Source organism: Rossellomorea aquimaris (assembly GCF_001877785.1).
Lineage (GTDB): Bacteria > Bacillota > Bacilli > Bacillales > Bacillaceae_B > Rossellomorea > Rossellomorea aquimaris_A.
In genome coordinates this window covers 95,511-114,326 of the sequence record NZ_MINN01000139.1, presented here as the reverse complement: position 1 = coordinate 114,326, position 18,816 = coordinate 95,511, and the positions used below count along the sequence as shown (strand labels likewise).

Annotated in this window: 23 protein-coding genes and 1 riboswitch; of the genes, 18 read left to right on the top strand and 5 right to left on the bottom strand. The window is 45.5% G+C overall.

The features are described from left to right. Positions 1–125 precede the first annotated feature (125 nt). Entirely contained in the window at positions 126–1,139 is a 1,014-nt protein-coding gene (gene spoIID, locus BHE18_RS20620; protein WP_071620376.1) for a stage II sporulation protein D, read from the top strand. Positions 1,140–1,552: 413 nt separating this feature from the next. On the opposite strand, the gene BHE18_RS20615 is transcribed toward spoIID, so the two are convergent. After that, positions 1,553–1,984: a VanZ family protein gene (locus BHE18_RS20615; protein ID WP_235860400.1), complete on the bottom strand. Its 432-nt coding sequence runs from the start codon at positions 1,982–1,984 to the stop codon at positions 1,553–1,555. 233 nt (positions 1,985–2,217) lie between these two features. Here BHE18_RS20615 and BHE18_RS20610 point away from each other — a divergent pair, with 233 nt between their 5' ends. The 13 genes from BHE18_RS20610 (at position 2,218) to BHE18_RS20550 (ending at position 14,486) form a co-directional block, all read left to right on the top strand. Beyond that, complete coding sequence (locus tag BHE18_RS20610; RefSeq protein ID WP_071620375.1) at positions 2,218–3,144, top strand: M23 family metallopeptidase; 927 nt, start codon at positions 2,218–2,220, stop codon at positions 3,142–3,144. 296 nt (positions 3,145–3,440) lie between these two features. Further along, complete coding sequence (locus BHE18_RS20605; RefSeq protein WP_071620374.1) at positions 3,441–3,623, top strand: hypothetical protein; 183 nt, start codon at positions 3,441–3,443, stop codon at positions 3,621–3,623. A 191-nt stretch (positions 3,624–3,814) separates the two neighbouring features. Then, positions 3,815–4,117 carry a DUF4212 domain-containing protein gene (locus BHE18_RS20600; protein ID WP_071620373.1) on the top strand — a complete coding sequence of 101 codons (303 nt, stop codon included), beginning with the start codon at positions 3,815–3,817 and terminating at the stop codon, positions 4,115–4,117. Positions 4,118–4,267: 150 nt separating this feature from the next. Next, positions 4,268–5,935: a sodium:solute symporter family protein gene (locus BHE18_RS20595; RefSeq protein WP_071620372.1), complete on the top strand. Its 1,668-nt coding sequence runs from the start codon at positions 4,268–4,270 to the stop codon at positions 5,933–5,935. Then, positions 5,916–7,802, top strand: a complete 1,887-nt coding sequence (locus tag BHE18_RS20590) for a DUF294 nucleotidyltransferase-like domain-containing protein (protein ID WP_071620371.1) — start codon at positions 5,916–5,918, stop codon at positions 7,800–7,802. Before BHE18_RS20595 ends, BHE18_RS20590 begins: the two co-directional genes overlap by 20 nt. 7 nt (positions 7,803–7,809) lie before the next feature. Further along, positions 7,810–8,478 carry a 3'-5' exonuclease gene (locus BHE18_RS20585; RefSeq protein WP_235860399.1) on the top strand — a complete coding sequence of 223 codons (669 nt, stop codon included), beginning with the start codon at positions 7,810–7,812 and terminating at the stop codon, positions 8,476–8,478. Between the two features lie 529 nt (positions 8,479–9,007). Next, complete coding sequence (gene spoIIID / locus BHE18_RS20580) at positions 9,008–9,268, top strand: sporulation transcriptional regulator SpoIIID (RefSeq protein ID WP_034765200.1); 261 nt, start codon at positions 9,008–9,010, stop codon at positions 9,266–9,268. A 676-nt stretch (positions 9,269–9,944) separates the two neighbouring features. Then, positions 9,945–10,964 (top strand): rod shape-determining protein, encoded by a 1,020-nt coding sequence (locus BHE18_RS20575; RefSeq protein ID WP_071620370.1) that lies wholly within the window; start codon positions 9,945–9,947, stop codon positions 10,962–10,964. A gap of 95 nt (positions 10,965–11,059) precedes the next feature. Next, positions 11,060–11,899 carry a flagellar hook-basal body protein gene (locus BHE18_RS20570; protein WP_071620369.1) on the top strand — a complete coding sequence of 280 codons (840 nt, stop codon included), beginning with the start codon at positions 11,060–11,062 and terminating at the stop codon, positions 11,897–11,899. Positions 11,900–11,956: 57 nt separating this feature from the next. Then, complete coding sequence (locus BHE18_RS20565) at positions 11,957–12,799, top strand: flagellar hook-basal body protein (RefSeq protein WP_071620368.1); 843 nt, start codon at positions 11,957–11,959, stop codon at positions 12,797–12,799. A gap of 15 nt (positions 12,800–12,814) precedes the next feature. Beyond that, the gene (locus BHE18_RS20560; protein ID WP_071620367.1) at positions 12,815–13,090 is read left to right on the top strand and encodes a DNA-directed RNA polymerase subunit beta; all 276 of its coding nucleotides are present in this window, start codon (positions 12,815–12,817) and stop codon (positions 13,088–13,090) included. Between the two features lie 135 nt (positions 13,091–13,225). After that, a complete protein-coding gene (gene fabZ, locus BHE18_RS20555) occupies positions 13,226–13,660 on the top strand; it encodes a 3-hydroxyacyl-ACP dehydratase FabZ (protein ID WP_071620366.1) in 435 nt (144 codons plus the stop codon). 511 nt (positions 13,661–14,171) lie between these two features. Then, entirely contained in the window at positions 14,172–14,486 is a 315-nt protein-coding gene (locus tag BHE18_RS20550; RefSeq protein ID WP_071620365.1) for a hypothetical protein, read from the top strand. Between the two features lie 33 nt (positions 14,487–14,519). On the opposite strand, the gene BHE18_RS20545 is transcribed toward BHE18_RS20550, so the two are convergent. Next, the gene (locus BHE18_RS20545) at positions 14,520–15,104 is read right to left on the bottom strand and encodes a class D sortase (protein ID WP_171910766.1); all 585 of its coding nucleotides are present in this window, start codon (positions 15,102–15,104) and stop codon (positions 14,520–14,522) included. Further along, entirely contained in the window at positions 15,101–15,424 is a 324-nt protein-coding gene (locus tag BHE18_RS20540; protein WP_071620364.1) for a helix-turn-helix domain-containing protein, read from the bottom strand. Before BHE18_RS20540 ends, BHE18_RS20545 begins: the two co-directional genes overlap by 4 nt. Before the next feature lie 249 nt (positions 15,425–15,673). Here BHE18_RS20540 and BHE18_RS20535 point away from each other — a divergent pair, with 249 nt between their 5' ends. Continuing rightward, positions 15,674–16,312 (top strand): TasA family protein, encoded by a 639-nt coding sequence (locus BHE18_RS20535; protein WP_071620363.1) that lies wholly within the window; start codon positions 15,674–15,676, stop codon positions 16,310–16,312. Positions 16,313–16,680: 368 nt separating this feature from the next. Continuing rightward, positions 16,681–16,810, top strand: a riboswitch (cyclic di-GMP riboswitch). 34 nt (positions 16,811–16,844) lie between these two features. Then, positions 16,845–16,976 (top strand): anti-repressor SinI family protein, encoded by a 132-nt coding sequence (locus BHE18_RS20525; protein WP_235860398.1) that lies wholly within the window; start codon positions 16,845–16,847, stop codon positions 16,974–16,976. A gap of 83 nt (positions 16,977–17,059) precedes the next feature. On the opposite strand, the gene BHE18_RS20520 is transcribed toward BHE18_RS20525, so the two are convergent. After that, positions 17,060–17,380, bottom strand: coding sequence for a helix-turn-helix domain-containing protein (locus BHE18_RS20520; RefSeq protein ID WP_071620361.1), 321 nt, complete (start codon positions 17,378–17,380; stop codon positions 17,060–17,062). A 94-nt stretch (positions 17,381–17,474) separates the two neighbouring features. Beyond that, the gene (locus BHE18_RS20515; RefSeq protein WP_071620360.1) at positions 17,475–17,915 is read right to left on the bottom strand and encodes a YwpF-like family protein; all 441 of its coding nucleotides are present in this window, start codon (positions 17,913–17,915) and stop codon (positions 17,475–17,477) included. 260 nt (positions 17,916–18,175) lie between these two features. On the opposite strand from BHE18_RS20515, the gene ssb reads away from it, so the two are divergent. Together ssb and BHE18_RS23365 are read left to right on the top strand one after the other, a co-directional pair. Continuing rightward, complete coding sequence (gene ssb / locus BHE18_RS20510) at positions 18,176–18,565, top strand: single-stranded DNA-binding protein (protein ID WP_071620359.1); 390 nt, start codon at positions 18,176–18,178, stop codon at positions 18,563–18,565. Between the two features lie 18 nt (positions 18,566–18,583). After that, positions 18,584–18,757 (top strand): hypothetical protein, encoded by a 174-nt coding sequence (locus tag BHE18_RS23365; protein WP_156416151.1) that lies wholly within the window; start codon positions 18,584–18,586, stop codon positions 18,755–18,757. The last annotated feature ends 59 nt before the right edge of the window (positions 18,758–18,816 follow it).

The following is an 18,816-nucleotide window of genomic DNA, read 5'->3' as shown; positions in this document are numbered from 1 at the left end:
AAATGTCCATCCCGTCAAAACAATTTTCAATCATAAAAGCTTGTCCACTACCATACATATGAAAAGGAATGGAGAAGTGTGCAAAGGGCATTCTCCTATTTAATATTTCATTGGAGGCAGCGAACATGACGCATTTAAAACCAGTACTGATCGTCTTCTCAATCTTCATTTGCATCATCTTTATCGTACCCACTCTGCTTGTGCTTCCGTTTTCATCGGACAAAGAAAAGACCAACCTGAATGAAAAACTGGAGGCCGGCCCCGGAATCGGTGAGCTCGCAGATTCAGTCGAAGTGGCGGTATACCGCTCGGGCAAGGAAGTGATCGAAAAGCTGCCGCTTGAGCAGTATGTAGTAGGGGTGCTTGCTGGTGAAATGCCTGCAGATTTTGAAAAGGAAGCACTGAAAGCACAGGCGCTTGCAGCAAGGACATTCATCGTAAATAAAATGATGACGGAAGATACGTCCCTTCCTAAAGGAGCGGATGTCACCGATACGATCAACGATCAAGTTTTCAAAAATCCATCCGAACTTGCAAGCCTTTGGGGGGCGGATGCAGAATGGAAGCTGGAAAAGATATCGGAAGCGGTCCTCGAAACAAAGGGCCAGGTACTCACATATAACGGGAAGCCGATCACCGCGGCCTTCTTCTCAACAAGCAACGGATACACGGAAAACTCAGAAGCCTACTGGCAAAATGAAATCCCATACCTCAGGAGCGTGAAAAGCCCCTGGGATGAGAAGTCTCCAAAGTTCACCGATCAAAAAATCATTCCAATCACCGAGTTTGAGCAAAAGCTCGGTGTAAAACTTCCGAAGGACGGATCGGTCGGCACGATCACCTCGCGTACAAAAGGGAAACGGGTCGCCAATGTCGATATCAACGGAACGTCATTCACCGGACGCGAAATAAGAGATAAGCTCGGCCTTAAATCCTCCGACTTCTCCTGGTACCTGAAAGACAGCCATATCGTCATCTCGACCAAAGGCTACGGCCACGGGGTCGGCATGAGCCAGTACGGCGCCAACGGCATGGCGAAGGAAGGGAAGAACTATAAAGAGATCGTGACCCACTATTATAAGGGAGTGAAGATCACGACATCGGAGAAGCTGCTGCAGAAAGTGACGGCGCAGCGGTAGGGGTGATGACGGGGCGTTCTGGAGTTGAATTCGTGGTGCCAGGTACAAATTGACGGTTTTGTTCCTGGCACAGGATGCCTGATTTGTGCCAGGAACAAATGGCCGGGATTGTGCCAGGCACCGAGCAGGGGCATTGAGCCTGGCACCGAACGGGCAAATTGAGCCAGGCTCATTTCAGCGGCTTTGAGCCAGGCTCAAATCAAGGGTTCTGAGCCTGGCTCGATCAACAGGCTGTGTACCAGGTACAAAGCAAACCCCATGTACCAGGTACACAAACGCGGAATTGTACCAGGTACAATCAAACGTCCGTGTACCAGGTACAATCAAGCTCTCCTGTACCAGGTACACGCCCCAACAAACCAGCCAAAACCAAAAAAAGATGGATTCCCCCACCCCGGGGGGATCCATCTTTTTTAATTAAAATATCCTTCAACCCTCTTCATATATCTCGTCAGACCATGCCCCGAATTCCTGAAGTACGTCCGGTTCACGATCCAGAACAGGGCGGTCACTCCGATCAGGTCCTTTGCGGCATCAATCATTGTCGCCGACCTGTAAGGAACGAATGATTGATGGATTTCGTCGACAAAACCGTAAAAGATTGCGATTAATGCAACAGTGAAGTTTATGGTATAGCCGAGCATGCCGTGCACGAGCAGTGCGAGTACGAACAAACCGTACAGGATCGCAAATTCGATCAGGTGGAGTGATTCCTTGATAATCCGGTCCCATCCGCTGTCAGGAAAGCGGATGACCGCGTCATCGGGATTGCTGGACATGACCCACACCAGCATCATATATAGAAAAGGCGCAGCTGTAAGGGCGTATTTTAGCAGTGTTTTCACAGTCTATCGTCCTTTCAATTTACGTTAATTGTAAAAAATACTTCCTCATTGTATCATGTGAAAACGGTTCACCCGACGGCTAAATATTGCAGTTCTATGAAGATTCCTGAAAAAATTTTGAGATTCTGTACATAATTCATTTCACTTTGTCGAAAGATAAGAATTAAAAATTTTTTTGGACATGAGTATATATTTTCAGAATTCTGTTCAGAATGATTGCTGAGGTGATGAAAATGAGAGAGGAAGAAAAGAAATACACTTCTCCAAAATTTTTGAAAAGACGTTGGGCATACCCAGCAATCTATCTGGCAAGTGCAGCAGTCATTATCACAGGAATTCTGTGGTACCAGGCAGGAAATGATGCGAACGAAAAGGATTACAGCTATGATGTTCCTACTGATAACGAGTTCAATCAGCCTGCAGAAGAAGTCAATCGTTCACTGGAAAACTTCGTAATGCCTGTTTCAAGTCCGGAAGACACAGTCATCGAAAAAAACTTCTACGATGCTGAAGCTTCTGCCGAAGAACAGGAAGCCGCTTTAGTCGTGTACGGCAATATGTACTATCCGAACCAAGGGATCGATATCTCGAAGGATGGGAAAGAATTCGACGTACTGGCTGCCATGAGTGGAACTGTCACAAAGGTTCAGGAAGATTCATTACTGGGCAACACAATCGAAATCGAACACAGCAAGGGTATCGTCACTCGTTACCAATCAGTCAAGGATTTTGAAGTAGCTGTCGGGGATGTCGTGGATCAAGGTCAAGCGATTGCAAAAGCAGGAAAATCTTTATTCAATGAGGATGCGGGTGTACACGTACACTTTGAAATCCGCAAAGACAGTGTAGCAGTCAATCCAATCAACTATTTCAACAAGTCTCTTGCCACCCTTCAAGAAGCAAAGCTTGATGAGCAGAAGGTTTCCGGCGATCAGCCTGAAGCCGAAGCCGCTCAGGAAGATGCAGTGAAAGAAGACGCTGCTGCACAAGATGAAGCGAAGCCAGAAGAAGGCGCTGAAGGTGAAGCTGCTGAAGAAAATCAGGAAGCAAACCCATCCGATGCTGAGCAGAAAGACGCAGGCGATGCCGAGTCCAATGCAGATGCACAGGATGAAGACGCTGAATCAAACGCTGATACAACTCAAGAAGACCAAGAATAATAAACGGACCGACCGGTATGACACCGGTCGGTTTTTTGCGTTTATGAAAAAAGTTTCGACTGTATTCGACACACTTATATTATGTTACTAGAATATCGGAATCCCGTAGCTGACCAATTACTGCATGATTATAGAGAAAATCCTTATATTTATAAAATATTGTCATCCGGCAATGTTGGCTTTGTCGGAATTTTGTTATTGAAAAAGCTTTTCCACATAAAAGATAATGAGGGCACGAATAAATTTCAGAAAAGTTTAATAATTATGACAGCGGTTACATAACAGGAGGTGAAAGTTTGCTTTTCTTCATCGCGTTACTCCTGGTCACGGGAGCCAGCATCGTGTTTGCCATAAAGAAAAAGAGGGCTGTATTTTTAGTCCTGCCGTTCTTATCCATGTTTGTATATTTTATTGTTCAGATCGCACTGGTTCCAATGCCGTTTTTTGAAACAGTCAAGTTCATCTTCAGTCTTAGATAAAGACTGCTATCTAAAAAATGTTGATTTGCGTACAACACACTATATTTTATTTGGATGGGGACACGAGCTCTTTTCGGAATCGATATTCAATGAAGTTTGGTTTTAACCAACAAAAATACCCAAGATCCGGTATGTTCCAGTATGGAAGGCTCAAAGTTTACGAAAAGAGCCTAGATAAAAGGGGGATTTTTATGAAGAAGATTGACCGTGCGAAAGCCGATCAGTATTTCAAAGAGAAAAACCGTTATATGGCCTTATACCTTGTCATTTGGTTCATCAGTTCGTTTGTCATGGTATTCTTCGCGGAAAGTCTATCATCTTTCTCTATCAACGGGTTTCCGTTCCACTATTTCATGGGGGCACAAGGCTCGATATTGATCTTTATCATCCTTCTTTATGTGAATGCCATCGTCTCCGACCGCATCGACCGTAAATATGGAATCGATGAAAGCAAGAATGAACAGGTGAGTTACGGAAAGACGCTTGATCATTGATCTTCATTTATAGAAAAAATAGCTCTGGAATATAAGAAGCGGTATAACGGACCAGCCGTGACGAACGAAGAAACGGCCGGGCTTAAGCCTGCTTAAATACGATTCAGGGCTTTAGAGAAAGAACAGCAGACAAAAGGGGGAAATCGGTTAATGGATGCACAGTTTATCGTGTCAACGGCTATTATCCTTGCAACATTTGCATTATATATCGGGATAGCGATATACAATAAAGCGAAGGCGACATCGGACTTCTATGTTGCCGGCCGCGGGGTGCCGCCGGTCTTCAACGGGATGGCGATCGGTGCGGACTGGATGAGTGCGGCTTCATTCATCGGGCTTGCCGGTACGGTCATGATCCTCGGTTATGACGGCCTCGCCTATATCATGGGGTGGACAGGCGGTTATTTACTGCTGACCTTCCTGCTGGCACCGCAGCTCCGCAAATACGGGCGCTATACGGTTCCTGAGTTCATCGGTGACCGCTATAACAGTCATACGGCCCGCGTCATTGCGGCCATCTGTACGATCATCATCAGTTTCACCTATTCAATCGGACAACTTTCGGGTTCCGGGGTCGTCATAGGACGCCTTTTTGAAATCGACGCCAAAGTCGGAACGCTGATCGGGGTCGTACTGATCGCCTTTTATTCTGCATTCGGCGGTATGAAAGGAATCACATGGACCCAGGTTGCGCAATATATCGTGTTGATCATTGCCTATTTGATCCCCATCATTTTCATGTCCCTGCAGATCACAGGGAATCCAGCTCCCTGGATTTCGTACGGTGAACTGGTCGGGAAAATCGGTGAGCTCGACCGGGAGCTCGGGGTCTCGGAATACTTCGCACCGTTTACGAACGGGACGAAGTGGCAATTCCTCGCACTTATGTTTACATTGATGGCCGGGACGGCCGGTCTTCCGCACGTCATTGTCCGATTCTATACGGTTTCCACGATGAAAGCGGCCCGCTGGTCCGGGGCATGGGCACTTCTTTTCATCGGACTTCTTTATCTGTCGGCGCCTGCTTACGCAGCGTTCTCCCGCTTCATTTTAATGACGAAGGTCGCGGGGAGTAAAATCAGTGAACTGCCTGCCTGGACGGCTTCATGGGTGGATACAGGGAAGCTGCAGGTAGCGGATGCGAATGCTGACGGAATCCTTCAATGGAAGGAAATCGTCATCTCGAACGATATCGTCGTCATGGCGACGCCTGAAATCGCAAACCTGGGCGTGTTTGTCATCGGTCTCGTCGCAGCGGGTGCGATGGCAGCGGCATTATCGACAGCCGGAGGATTGATGATTGCCATATCGTCTTCATTCGCACATGATATCTACTACCGCGTATTCAAACCGAATGCGACAGAGAAGAACCGTCTCGCCGTAGCCCGCTGGACGATCGTCATCGCAACACTTGCAGCAGGTCTTGTGGCCTTGAATCCTCCGGGAGTCATCACCCAGATCGTTGCATGGGCATTCGCGCTCGCCTCGGGCACCTTCTTCCCGGCTCTCATTCTCGGAGTCTGGTGGAAACGTTCGAACGCAAAAGGGGTCATTGCCGGACTCCTAGTCGGACTGGGCGTCACGCTCACGTATATCTTCATGGCAAGGGCAGGAGTCAATGTGTTCGGCATCATTGATACCGGGGCAGGCGTATTTGGCGCCGCAGCCGGATTCATTGCCAATATTGTCGTGTCTTTGATGACGAAGGCGCCTGATCAAAAATTCCAGGATGAAGTGACAAACCTTCGTTATCCTGAGCAAATGACTTTCAAAAACGGGGACGTTTGGGTGGACGATGATGTCAACTTCAAGTCCTGATCATAACTTTAAAGAAGCTGTACTGCTTCATCCCTTCTTCAATGGGATGGAGCACGGTACAGCTCTTTCCCTTTTTTCGCGATGTAAAAAAGTGAAAACAGGCAGGGACCAGACCCTCCTGAAAAGCAATGAAAATCGTACAGGGCTCTACCTTGTCATTGAAGGGGAAGTAGAAGTCGTCGTGAAAAAAGATAACGATGAAGTGCTGGAGGTCATATCGGGAGGCGGTATCGTCGGTCTTTCCTCGCTCTATTCTTTTATGGAAAAAGAAGAAGTCGATGAAGGGGTCTACGCGTCTGTGGAAGTGAGGGCCAAAGAAGACAGCATGCTTTGCCTCGTCCCTTACAGCGGATTGAAGGAATACTGGAAAGAACCGCATTTACAGGGGTTTTTGTTGACTGAAACGTCCAGGCGGCTTCAGGATATCTATTACTCTCTATCCGAGAGGGTTGGAGTATCGTACGGGCTTCAGGAACGTTCGACGATTTTAAAAAGAGTGAAAGAAATCATGATTGATAACGTAAGGACCGTGGACAGTAATGCGACAGTTCAGGAAGCGGCGCATATCATGGGGGCATATCGGGTCAGTTCGGTCGTGGTGCTTGATCACAGCGGGGTTGCCGGCATCCTGACAGAAAGGGATATCGTCACCCGATACATAGCGGGGAACATCCCCCTTACCGGGCAGGTTAAGGAAGGGATGACAGAACGGCCGGTCGTGATTGATCAGGATGAATATCTATACGAAGCGCTCGGGTTGATGCTGGACCATTCGATCAAGCACCTGCCAGTCACCGAAAATGGAAGGCTTGCCGGGATCGTCACCCTTTACGATGTGATGAAGGCTAATCATATTGGGGCTTTAACGAGTGCCCATAAGCTTGAAGACCGGACATTCCCTCTCGTTAAAATAAATGCTGCCATCGAATCCATCTTCCATCAGTTATGGAAGGCGCACGCCCCGGTATTTCACATTTTGGATGTCATGTCAGGTCTCCTCGACAGGCTGTATCGCAGGGTGCTGAAAGAAACAGAAGAGGAACTGCTGGAAAAAGGATATTCGAATCCTTGCAGCTATGCCTTTTATGTGATGGGCTCTGCAGGAAGACGAGAGCAGTTCATGATGACTGATCAGGATCATTTCCTGGTTTATGAAAAAGAAGACCCGGAATCCCAGTCCTATTTCACCAGATTTTCTAAACGGGTGGCGGCTAAGCTGGAGAAAGCCGGGCTGAGGCGATGTGACGGGGGGATGATGTGCTCCGAGTCTGCCTGGAGAGGCAGCCTGGGCCAGTGGGAAGAAAGAGTCAGGCGCTGGTCAGTCCGGTCATCCGAGGAAACCTTGTTGAAGGCGCAGAACTTCTTTTCTTTCAGGGTGATTGACGGTGATGGGGAAGTTCAGAAGGCATTTGAGGAATCCCTGGAGCGGCAATTGATGAACTCGAAGATCCTGCTGGCAAGGATGGCCCAGGTCGAAAAGACAAAGCCTGTTCCTGTTCTGCACTCATCGATCCGGTCCCTGCTCGGGTTGCAGCGCAAGGAATTTTCACTGAAGAAAGAAATTCTATTCCCATTCCATCATGCCCTTCAAATCCTGAATCTTTCGCATGGGAATCTGAACGGGTCCACATTGGAGAAGATAGCGTTCCTGGTTAAGAAAGGCTCGATAACCCCCGGTTTTGGGGAAGAGTTAAAGGATGCATTCGAGGAAGTGATGAAAATCTATATGGAGCTGAAGCGAAATAAGGAAGGCGATACAGTTCAACTTTCCACCCTGTCAACGAGGGAAAAGGAAAGCCTCTACCACAGCGTGAAAACGATACGGGAATTCCAGAACATGATGCTTGGCCATTACTCACTCGCATAGAAGGGAAGTGACTCCATTCATTTTTTCTAAAAAGAAACTCACCTGTCCTCTTGGCTACGATACGATTCCGCTGAACAAGCCGATCGGGGAAATGACGTTCATCGTATTTGACACTGAAACAACAGGATTCCGTGTTAACGCCGAAGACCGGCTGCTTGAAATCGGTGCAGTGCTGGTGAAGGGCAGCACCGTTAAAGACAAAACAACCTTTCAAACCTTTTCAAATCCCAATCGACTTATTTCTCGGGAAATAGCCGAATTGACCGGAATCACGGCGAATGATGTCGAACCGGCTCCGTCAGCTTATGAGGCGATTTCCGCTTTCTTTGATTTCCTGAGGCAAAATAAAGCTGATTGCCTTGCAGGCCACTACGTCAGCTTTGATGAGCTTGTGCTGAGAAGTGAATTGAAACGAACAGGATACAGCCTGAAAATGCCCCCAAGCATCGATACTCTGAACCTCATAGGATACCTGGCCCCATCCTATGACATGCGGGACCTAGAGCGATACGCGCAGATCTTCGGCACCCGCATGTACCCGAGGCACCGGGCCGTCAACGATGCACTCACCACAGCCTATCTATTCGTCGAGCTCCTCGAACTGCTGCACGACCGTAAAATCAATACATGGGGAGAACTGCTGAGGGTGAGCGGGTCGGGGGGACAGGTCCCTTGACCCGTTTTTTTGTGGGGTGTTTTGTTGGTGCCTGGCTCAATTCAGGGGTTTTGAGCCTGGCTCGTTTTGGCCGAATTGAGCCAGGCACCAGGTGCGGCACCGTCCCGATTGGCGGGTGTACCTGGTACAAAGCCTCCTTCTTGTACCAGGTACAATTGACTCCGGACGTACCTGGTACACTTGCTCACCCTCATTCAGAGGCCAGCGAAATCAGAAAAGCAGACTTATGCCTGATTTATTTATCAGAAAATTCCCGCCAAACCTTGTCCTTATTGTCTTTTTTGTGCATATATGGGGACCTCGGCTAATAAAATGATACAAACCTATCAAAATAGAGAGTGTTTGAGGTGAGGAATCGTTTCAACCTACTACTTCACAGAGCCGGGGAATTTGTCCATACGTTGCATGATCAGGAAGCACAGCAGTAAATAAAGCTTTCTGCCGCAGATTGCGGTCTATACTATTTCATTATTGATCCAGCGAGTCTCATTTCACACTTCTCACATCCAATTCAGGGAGGTCGAGTGGTGTGCACGATTACATCAAAGAGAGAACAATCAAGATTGGAAAGTATATCGTGGAGACGAAGAAAACCGTTCGTGTCATTGCGAAGGAGTTTGGCGTGTCCAAAAGTACTGTTCACAAGGATCTAACAGAACGCCTGCCGGAAATCAATCCAGATCTGGCAAACGAAGTAAAAACGATACTTGATTATCATAAATCAATCCGACATCTTCGGGGCGGTGAAGCCACCAAACAAAAGTACAAAAAAGAAGAGCTCCACAGCTGATCAAAATACGCCAAGCTACGCATCGTTGCGCTTGGTGTGTTTTTATTTTTGGACGGAAAAGCTGTGCCTGGCACAATTAAGCGGTATTGTGCCAGGCACAGCTAATTTATAGGAAACAGCAGACCGAGCGCTCAGTCACCAACCGGAATTTGGCTGGGAGTTGGTTGGGATTTGATGTGGTGAGAAAAACGATGTATTTCCCCTCACCAGCAGTTGATTGGAGTGGAAGGCGAAGACTCCTATTAGAAAAGCGGAAGGGCTTTGCTCAGAGGCGTGGGGCATAAGACGAATTGGCCACGAAGGCGTTCTTTGCCTTCTTGGTCGGTTTGGCTTATGACATGTGCCTCTAAGCCCTGCAGCTGGACCCTGCCTCGATAAGGACGTAGGAGGCTCACCAACCGCCCGCAGAAAGCGAAGTCCTTCACGGAAATCAACTGCGGCAATCAAATCGCCAGCCCTTTTAACCTACTTGTAACAAAAAACACCAAACCAACATCATTTTTCAAATAAATAACAATATTAATACATTTTTTTGACAAAGAATACGTACTTTCGACATATTTGTGGTAAAATAATATATTGGGTGAAAGTTTTACCTTATCGTAATAACGTAATTACATACAACAAATTAACTACACATATAAATGACTGGAACCGTAGAAGGGAGTAACACGAAATGTTTGCGAAAGATATCGGTATTGACCTTGGGACGGCGAATGTCCTGATTCATGTTAAGGGAAAAGGGATCGTATTGAATGAGCCATCCGTTGTGGCGCTTGATAAGAATACGAATAAAGTATTGGCAGTCGGAGAAGAGGCACGCCGCATGGTTGGGCGTACACCTGGGAACATCGTGGCAATTCGTCCATTGAAGGATGGCGTCATCGCGGATTTCGACGTGACTGAAGCGATGCTGAAGCATTTCATTAACAAACTGAATGTTAAAGGATTCTTATCGAAGCCAAGGATCCTCATCTGCTGCCCGACGAATATCACAAGCGTTGAGCAGAAGGCGATCAGGGAAGCGGCCGAGAAGAGCGGCGGCAAGAAGATTTATCTTGAAGAAGAGCCTAAAGTTGCTGCAATCGGAGCAGGCATGGATATCTTCAATCCGACAGGCAATATGGTTGTCGATATCGGCGGCGGAACGACGGATGTTGCGGTCCTTTCAATGGGAGACATCGTGACGGCGCAGTCAATCAAGATGGCCGGCGATAAATTTGATCATGAAATCCTTAACTATATCAAGAGAGAGTACAAGCTTCTGATCGGTGAGCGTACGGCGGAAGACATCAAGATCAATATCGGTACGGTTTTCTCTGTTAATCGCGAGGACGGGGAAGAAGTTCAGACTGAAATGGATATCCGCGGACGTGACATGGTATCAGGGCTTCCACGTACGATTACGGTCACTTCCAAGGAGATTGAAGGGGCACTTAAGGAATCAGTCGCTGTCATCGTACAGGCGGCTAAAAATGTCCTTGAGAAGACTCCGCCTGAGCTTTCAGCGGATATTATCGACCGCGGTGTCATCATCACTGGCGGAGGTGCCTTATTGCACGGTATGGATCAGCTACTTGCAGAGGAATTAAAGGTGCCTGTCTTTAAAGCGGAGAATCCGATGGACTGTGTGGCAGTCGGTACAGGCATGATGCTTGAGAACATTGATAAAATCTCACGCAGGAAAATCGGCTGACAGGAACTTTTTGGAACTTACAAGATCGGAGTGAAAAGTCGGTCCTAATGATCCGATAACAGGATGGAAGAGTGAAAACGTAAAGAGGTGGACGTATGTTTCGTGGTTTTTATACTGTGGCGAGCGGAATGCTTGCACAGCAGCGAAAAACAGAAATGCTGACCAATAATATGGCGAATGCCAATACTCCCGGTTACAAAGCTGACCAGGCTTCGATGCGCGCTTTTCCGGAAATGCTGTTGGAGCGTTTGGACTCGGCTAAGATCCCGACGGAAAAAGGGATGTCGGTTCCATTTAACCAGAAGGTGGGCAAATTGAATACAGGCGTCTATATGCAGGAGACGACCCCGAACTTTTTGCAGGGTGACCTCCAGGAAACAGGCAGGGATGCTGATATTGCCCTTATAAACGGGACGATGCCGATTGATGGGGATACAGGAATTCAAGGGTCTGTGTTTTTGACAGTGGAAGGTGCGGACGGTCCCCGTTACACACGCAACGGGAACCTGACAGTGAACGGGAACGGGTTCTTGACAACGAACAGCGGCTTTTTTGTACTCGATGAGAATGGCAGCAGGATTCAGCTTGAATCGGATGATTTCAAAATTGGCGATAACGGGGAAATCCTTGTTGACGATGCTGAGGTCGCTCGATTGGGCATCGGTTTTTCCGGAAATCCGAACACTATGATCAAGCAGGGAGACGGTTTGTTTGCAATGGAAGTCAATGCTGCTCTTCCAAACGCATATGAAGCAGAAGGCGTCATTTTTTCAACAAAGCAGGGGTTCCTTGAACGCTCGAACGTCGACGCCTCCCGTACAATGACCGACATGATGACTGCTTACCGTTCGTTCGAGGCGAACCAGAAAATACTTCAGGCTTACGACCGCAGCATGGAAAAAGCAGCAAATGAAATCGGCCGGGTAAACGGATAGTCATCCTTTTGAAATAGAAAATTCACGCGAAATACCTTATAATAAAGGGGAATTGACATGAACCGGACCATGATCACAGCGACGAATACGCTGGGACAATTGCAGAAACAAATGGATATGATCGGTCATAATTTGTCGAATGCAGAGACGAATGGGTACAAACGCCGTGAAGCGTCTTTTTCCGAATTGATGGTTCAGAACGTCCGAAATCAGGAAAGAACCAACGATGAGACAGGCAGGCTTACTCCTCTAGGTATCCGGTCAGGCGTTGGGGCGAAGCTGGGGCAGGCTCAGCTTATTCTGTCACAGGGCTCTCTCAGATCAACGGGACGTTCGCTGGATTTTGCGTTGACGAATGAAAGACAGTATTTCAAGGTGCTTGTCCAGGACGGTGAAACGAATGCAGTGCGTTATACAAGAGACGGTGCGTTCTTCGTCAGTCCGGTGGGGAATGGTGAATCGATGCTGGTCAATGCCGGCGGCCATCCTGTCCTGGATGAGAACGATAATTATATAACGTTTTCTGAAGAAGCCACAGATTTTAAACTGGGAGACAACGGGGTTCTCACGATTTCCGGACAGAACGGACAGCAAGAGCAAGTGAATTTAGGAATAGTTTCCATTGAAAAACCTCAGTTTCTCAGTCAATATGGAAGTAACTTAGTAGGTCTTCCCGAAAATATGGACACGCTCGACGTCGACATTGATGAGATTCTCACCAATGTTACCGGTGGAGACAGAGCGGGTGTTTCTATGGTCCAGAATTCGCTGGAGACCTCAAACGTGGATATAGGAAAAGAAATGACGGATATGCTGAATGTTCAACGATCCTATCAGTTCCAGGCGCGTTCGATCTCGCTTGCGGACCAGATGATGGGTCTCGTTAATGGTATACGCTAAAAGGAGTCTTAAGCTATGAGTGAAAAAGAACTGGTACAAGAAGCGAAAACAAGGGAAACAATAAATGCCGAGAAAAAGGTGAAGCAGAAGGAAGAGGCAAAACCGCAGCGCTGGGTGCGCGTGCGGATGATTCCAATCTGGCTGCGGATCCTTCTCGTCATCGTCCTTCTTGCTGCCAGTCTTGCGCTTGGGGCGATGGTCGGTTACGGCGTCATCGGTGACGGCAACCCGGCCGACGTTTTTAAAAAAGAAACCTGGCAGCATATTATCGATATTGTAAAGCATAAATAAGATATGAAGGCCCGGCCCTCAGTGCTTTAACGCATTGAGGGACGGGCCTTTTTGCTTCCGTGCCAGGCTATTCCATTCTCCCCGCGATTTATGTACAATGGAGGAAGGTTGTATATAACAGGAGGTACATAATCAATGCTAGATATCAATGAAATCAAAGACATTATCCCGCACCGCTATCCATTCTTGCTGGTGGATCGCATCATAGAGGTCGAAGAAGGTAAGAAAGCGGTCGGTATTAAAAATGTAACCGCCAATGAAGAGTTCTTCAATGGGCACTTCCCTGATTACCCGGTTATGCCCGGCGTCCTGATCGTTGAAGCACTTGCACAGGTCGGAGCGGTTGCCATGCTCAAAAAAGAAGAAAACCGCGGCCGCCTCGCATTCTTCACAGGCATCGACAAATGCCGCTTCAAACGCCAGGTTAAACCAGGAGACCAGCTCAAACTCGAAGTCGAAATGATCCGCTTCAAAGGAGCAATCGGCAAAGGAAAAGGCCTCGCCACAGTAGACGGCGAAGTAGCATGCGAACTCGAAATGATGTTCGCACTTGGCGCTAAAGAAGAATAAGTTGATGGAACCAGTTCTGAGGTGATATTTGGATCACTGATGGGCTGGTTTTTTGTTTTGATCCTATAATAACTTCATGAAGGTTGGTTTAACGCTCCACAATATTAACCGGCTCCAGCTTTTGATTGGAGTGGAAGACGCAGACTCCTAACCGAAAAGCGGAAGGGCTTTGCTCAGAGGCGTGTGGCATAAGACGAATCGTCCACGAAGGCGTTCTTTGCCTTCTTGGTCGGGTTTGGCTTATGACATGTGCCTCTAAGCCCTGCAGCTAGACAGTTAACCGCTTGAAGGAGGAGGCTCACGCGTCACCCGCGGAAAGCGAAGTCTTCCACGGAAATCAAAAGCGGCTTTTGCAGAACTATACTTGACTACATTCTGAAAGTAACAACCCCAATCAAAAAAATCCCAAAATCCATGCAAAAAAACCGAACTTCAGGGAAAGCTAACCACGAAAGACCACAAACCGCGGTCTTACACAACAAACAACCCACAACAGAAAGGAGCCAACATCATGAGCAAAAAATTACTCTCAATCCTAAGCGGAACTGCACTTGCAGCCATGCTGCTTGTCGGATGTAATGCAAACGACCAGGAGCCTCCTCCGGAAGACAATAATGTCGAGGACAACGGGAACGTCGACGAAGATGGCGATATCAATGACAACAACGACATGAATGATAACGACATGAACGACGAGAACTATCCTGAGTCAGAAGACAAGAACACACCGAATGATAAAGATGCAACAAAAGACAACAACACACCTGAAGAAGATGCTGTTGAAGATGATATCGATATGAATGATAAAGATAATAAGGACGAGTAATGAAACAAAGCGTAGAAGTTGTTGCTTCTACGCTTAGTTTATTCTCCGCGCATTGATGATATATCGATCTTCAGTGCTCGACAGATATTCGAAGGGGTAGCAGGTGGAAAGGGTCAGGATTTCCTCAGGTGAGGTAGGTTGTAATACAGATAGGTCATCTTCTTTGACAATGAGACTTTCAAAGACTTCATACTCGTGGGTTCCTGTAGCCATATCAATGCTTAATATATCCCCGTTTTCAATTTTGCCCATGTTTTTAAAAACCGTATCTCTGTGTCCGGCCAAGAAGATACGATCCTTTTCTCCAGGCAGTTTGGTGTCTGAATAATGGCCGACCCCTTTTTCAAGCTCTTCTTCTTCTGTTCCTTCAATAATGGGCAGTTTTTTATCCAATTTGGGTATTTGTAATATGCCTACCACTTCGCCTTTTAAAAACGAGTGCGGTAACTCGCTTGAATGATCCTCAAAATTTTCTTGACCACTCACAACATCGACAGCCTCATCCAATGATTTTTTTTCTTGGAACTTAATATTTATTAACTTGTAACCCGAAAATCCAATAAATATTAACCCCAAAATCAGTAACACGATACTTATGAATTTTAAAAAGATCCTCACATATGGTTCCCCTTTTTGAATTGGAAGAATTGGATATATTCAAGAAAGTCTTTCTTTGTCAGCCCTTCTTCAATCGCCTTATTTACTAGTTGAAGCCACTCTCTATCGATTAGAAGGTTTTCCGATTTGAATTCAAGTAATTGACTGAGCGGGATATTCAATGTGTCGGCCAGTTTTTGAAGAACTTTAATACTGGGGTTTTTTTGCAGCCCTCTTTCAATTGAACTTATGTATGACTTTGAGATGCCTGCTAAATGGGAGAGTTCAGTGATGGTTAACCCCCTTTCTTCCCTGAAATATTTTAAAACCTCACCGACCATTAGCCTCAGTCCTTTCTAACTCAGATATTTTCATTATATAGAACAAAATAATATTTATAAAAAACGAAAAACCGAGTAAGAACGAGTTAATTCTATATATAGAACACTATTGCTAGAAAAAGTAGGGATTTTAAAGAAATTCAATCCTTTATAACGGATTGTTTGTTATATATACTGAAATTGGTAGTTCTTTAAAAAGAACGAGTTGTACATATTAGCAGTGCATAACAATACTAAAGGAGATAAACTATGAAAATCATCTATAAAATCGTTACTATTATTATTATTTCATCATATTTGATTAATACTGATATCTTTGCTGAAGAGAATACAAAAGAGCACAGATCTGCAGATATCTCTGTTAGTCCATCTCCGATTTTATTTAACCTAACAAATATGAAACCAGGCGATAAAATCACAAGGAACATTACGATATCAAATAGAGGGAAACAAGATTTCAGTTACCTGTTTAAAAACACATTTCTAAGTGGTTCTGAAAAATTCTATAATGAATTAATTCTTGATATAAGCGATGGTAATAAAACTTTAGCAGAAGGAAAAGTAAAAGATTTCAAAAACCTTGACCTTCGCAATTTAGAAAGAAGTGATTCTAAAACATATGAAATTTCCATAGAAATACCATATGGGCTCGGAAATGAATATCAGGGGTTAATGACAGAGTTTCAATTCGATTTCCTGGCGGAAGGACCTGACGGTGCTGTTACCTCTGTTGCAGAAGGAAGCTTATTACCGGATACGGGAACTGATTACTTCAACTATTTAATGTGGGGCAGCAGCCTGTTTTTAGCAGGGATTTGTTTGTATATCCTTACTCGAAGAAAACTGAGACTGTCTGATTTTAGCTTGAAAGAAAGGAAAAATGTATAACATGTATAAGAAAATATGCACCCGCTGTACACGGGCATCATTCAGCAGTTCAGAAACCGGTCACTGGCTCTGCCCATCATGCGGAAAAGACTTATCTGATCATCCATTTTATGACTCCAAAACCTTCCGAAATATTAATGATAAAGTCCTTCCTATAAAAAAGAAATTAGAAGCGTACCGCAAAGATTTTCGCTAAAATTCGACTATATTTACATCATTTCATTATTTCCTGGTACCATTAAGAGTTATTTATTCCATATTTGTCAGATTAAGGCATGATTTGTTGGAAAAAAGTTGTCAGAAAAGACAAAAAACAACAGATGATAGAGGTTATTCCTTAGTATAATGGGTATAGTTCTAAGGAGCTAGTCAGATAAAGGCAAACCTATTGAAAAGTAGGGACGCAAAGTCACAGGTCTAAGGTAAGAAGATGGGTGCTGTGTATTTAGTTAAAGTAGATGGAACCCAGCGGACGACTAAGATGGCTGGATTGCCTGGAATACATACATGTATTTTAGGAGGAATGGAAAAGATGAAGCGTGAACTTGATCTAGAATGGATTGAATTAGTTAAACAAGCACTTGATGCAGGAATCTCTAAGAATGAGATAAGACATTTTTTACAGAATCATAGTAAGGAACTTGAAGAATACAAAATTGTGTAAACATTGTTTTAAAACATGTAGACACAAAGAATATAAAAAAAATAAATGATGAATGTAAAAAGTCTTGCAGCCGCTGCAAGACTTTATTTGTTGCCCAATTTCCATTTATTAAACTCAATAAACTCGCGGAATTGTTCCTTTGTAATACCGGAATCCATTGCTTCCTCTGCAATTTTAATCCACTCGCGGTCGACAGAATTGTTTTCTGAATCATCGTGTAACAACGCGTCCATCGAGATTCCCAGAGCGGCAGAGACTTTTTCCAAAAACTGAATGGATGGGTTTTGTTGAATGTTTCGCTCGATGGAGCTCAAATATGACTTGGCAACCCCGGCTTTATCAGCCAGCTCAGTCATGGACATTCTTTTTTCTTGTCTATACCTTTTAACTCGTTCCCCGATCATGGTGGACACCTGCCTATAAAATCGTTTCGATACTTTTATTATATCAAACAGTCAACATCCGCTCTATAAGAAGTTTACATATTGTCGTAAAAAATCAGACGCTTGGTTTTGAAGTAACAGGCAGACGCGGTTTGGATACCATTTTTTCGCGGAATTCCTTCACCAGTTCATCTCCGGTATATCCTCTTTGTAATAGGTCATCCAATAGTAATTCTGCATATTCGTTGCGCTGCTTCTTCAATTTCCCTTCAAATAAAACGCTCATCCGGCCGTTCATTTTCTTGATTCCCCGTATCGATGTCATGAAAGCGGCGGGATCATTGGCTTTGTTGGAGATGACGACCTGTATCTCCAAGTCATTCTCTTGCTGCTGAGCCTTCTGAAAAAACTCGAGATACTTCTGGGACATATAGGTTTCCACGAGCCACGTACTTTTCCCATCCTCTTTATTGATGATCAGGCCGTCCTCGATATCAAAATCCTGGAGTTCCTCATTATCCACTACCTGCAGTGAAATCACTTTAAAGGTTTTCATGAACGAACATCTCCCGTGAATAGGTTTTAATTATAAAAATTATATCACAGCGGTAAAAGAATCCCTAATGAGTAAATTGTGCTAAAAAAAGTGGATTTTCGATTTTCGGGCTTATTTTACTTCAGAAATGGCAAATCTCCCTAGGGGAATTTAGTGAATTTATTGAAGTTATATACGCAGATTCCGGAAATTCACGATTTTACACCGGTGGATTGGAGAGGGTAAGATTAAATCATTCCAAAAGAGAGGGGGGAATAAAAGTGATCAATCAAGTCACCCTGGTGGGCAGGCTGACCAAGGATCCCGAAGCTAGGAAAACGATGGAAGGCCGGTCTGTCCTGAATGTGACAGTAGCCGTAAACCGCCAGTTTAAAAATCAGCAGGGGCAGGTCGAAACGGATTTCGTCATGTGCAAGATATGGAACAAGGCGGCCGATAACACGGAGAAATACTGCCGGAAGGGATCTGTCGTCGGCATCACCGGCCGCATCCAGACCCGAAATTATGAGAATGATCAAGGTAAACGGGTTTATGTTACTGAGGTAGTAGCTGATTCCATTCGGTTCATGAATTCAAGGCCTGTCGCTGACCGGGAACAACAGCAGACTGAGAAGCCGCCGGAGAAAGAGCCGGTTGAACTGCCATTTTAAAAGAAGGGAGGGGACCCATTGGCAACCCTGCAGACGCTGGAACAGCGGATCGATCGACTTGAAAAATTGAACGAAGAACTGATCAAGAAAGTGGCCCGTACAAACGTCGAGAACTTCTATCTTTCACAACGGGTGACCGCACTGGAACAAGGGTTTGAATACCCGAATCCTGCCCTCAAGACCACATCTTAAGGAACCCCGCATGCAATCCTCATCTTAGAAACCTTCAGAGAATGAACACCAACTAAACG

Excerpts from the sequence above, each read along its gene's own strand:
- spoIID (WP_071620376.1), top strand. The coding sequence starts at position 126 with ATGACGCATTTAAAACCAGTACTGATCGTCTTCTCAATCTTCATTTGC.
- BHE18_RS20610 (WP_071620375.1), top strand. The coding sequence starts at position 2,218 with ATGAGAGAGGAAGAAAAGAAATACACTTCTCCAAAATTTTTGAAAAGA.
- BHE18_RS20600 (WP_071620373.1), top strand. The coding sequence starts at position 3,815 with ATGAAGAAGATTGACCGTGCGAAAGCCGATCAGTATTTCAAAGAGAAA.
- BHE18_RS20595 (WP_071620372.1), top strand. The coding sequence starts at position 4,268 with ATGGATGCACAGTTTATCGTGTCAACGGCTATTATCCTTGCAACATTT.
- BHE18_RS20590 (WP_071620371.1), top strand. The coding sequence starts at position 5,916 with ATGTCAACTTCAAGTCCTGATCATAACTTTAAAGAAGCTGTACTGCTT.
- BHE18_RS20575 (WP_071620370.1), top strand. The coding sequence starts at position 9,945 with ATGTTTGCGAAAGATATCGGTATTGACCTTGGGACGGCGAATGTCCTG.
- BHE18_RS20570 (WP_071620369.1), top strand. The coding sequence starts at position 11,060 with ATGTTTCGTGGTTTTTATACTGTGGCGAGCGGAATGCTTGCACAGCAG.
- BHE18_RS20565 (WP_071620368.1), top strand. The coding sequence starts at position 11,957 with ATGAACCGGACCATGATCACAGCGACGAATACGCTGGGACAATTGCAG.
- BHE18_RS20560 (WP_071620367.1), top strand. The coding sequence starts at position 12,815 with ATGAGTGAAAAAGAACTGGTACAAGAAGCGAAAACAAGGGAAACAATA.
- fabZ (WP_071620366.1), top strand. The coding sequence starts at position 13,226 with ATGCTAGATATCAATGAAATCAAAGACATTATCCCGCACCGCTATCCA.
- BHE18_RS20550 (WP_071620365.1), top strand. The coding sequence starts at position 14,172 with ATGAGCAAAAAATTACTCTCAATCCTAAGCGGAACTGCACTTGCAGCC.
- BHE18_RS20540 (WP_071620364.1), bottom strand. The coding sequence starts at position 15,424 with ATGGTCGGTGAGGTTTTAAAATATTTCAGGGAAGAAAGGGGGTTAACC.
- BHE18_RS20535 (WP_071620363.1), top strand. The coding sequence starts at position 15,674 with ATGAAAATCATCTATAAAATCGTTACTATTATTATTATTTCATCATAT.
- BHE18_RS20525 (WP_235860398.1), top strand. The coding sequence starts at position 16,845 with ATGAAGCGTGAACTTGATCTAGAATGGATTGAATTAGTTAAACAAGCA.
- BHE18_RS20520 (WP_071620361.1), bottom strand. The coding sequence starts at position 17,380 with ATGATCGGGGAACGAGTTAAAAGGTATAGACAAGAAAAAAGAATGTCC.
- BHE18_RS20515 (WP_071620360.1), bottom strand. The coding sequence starts at position 17,915 with ATGAAAACCTTTAAAGTGATTTCACTGCAGGTAGTGGATAATGAGGAA.